At 63.7% G+C, this 722-nt stretch carries 1 protein-coding gene and 1 pseudogene; both read left to right on the forward strand.

The features are described 5' to 3' along the window. A pseudogene (locus D7T59_RS21530) lies at nucleotides 1-318 on the forward strand (TetR/AcrR family transcriptional regulator); the annotation flags it as partial. A gap of 56 nt (nucleotides 319-374) precedes the next feature. Then, the coding region (locus D7T59_RS21535) for a TetR family transcriptional regulator (protein WP_180882695.1) at nucleotides 375-722 on the forward strand (348 nt) is incomplete at its 3' end.

Here is a 722-nt window from a genome sequence, read left to right on the forward strand (position 1 = left end):
TTCACCAACGCCTACGTGGAATCGGTGGTCGAGGGCTGCAGGCGGCACGACGTTGCAATGCTCTCGGCCCTGATCATTCGCCTGGACCTGACCCAGGTACCCGCGTCGCAGTGGATCGAGTGGATGAAGAAGAGGCTGGCGACAGATCCCTCTGAAGCGGACGATCCCGTATTGAAGTCTGCGCGCCTCGCTGCGGATGGTCTTTGGCTTGGCACACTATCCTGCCCTGCCCCCGCCAATGAGCCGAAGATCGACACTCCAAGGCCGGAACTCTCGGTGCAGCGCTGTGGCTATGGACCGTCCCATCGCCTCTTCTAAGGAAGATCAGGACGCGCGGCCGCGCGCTCATCGAACAGCAGGGATGCGACCGTGCCATGGCTAGAAGAACCAAGGAGGATGCACACGCCACGCGTGAGAGGATCCTCGATGCCGCACTGGTGTGCCTGCTGCGCCATGGTCCCGCCGGCGCCACGCTGGAGCTGATCGCCACCGAGTGCGGCCATTCGCGCGGCGCGATCTACTGGCACTTCGGGTCCCGTCAGAACCTGCTGGGTGAGCTTTCCGCGCGAGGGCGGCCAGATGCCCCCGAAGGACTGCGGGAGGCCGCTATCCGGCAATGCAATGACCCGTTCAAGCTTCTGTTTTCGGACCTGGTCAGGGTCTTTGATCACACGCGCCGCACCCCACGCGTTCGCCGAACGGTTGAGCTTCTGCTGCGCTCT

The sequence above is a fragment of the Stenotrophomonas maltophilia genome (assembly GCF_013464915.1).
GTDB classification, from domain to species: Bacteria; Pseudomonadota; Gammaproteobacteria; order Xanthomonadales; family Xanthomonadaceae; genus Stenotrophomonas; species Stenotrophomonas maltophilia_AT.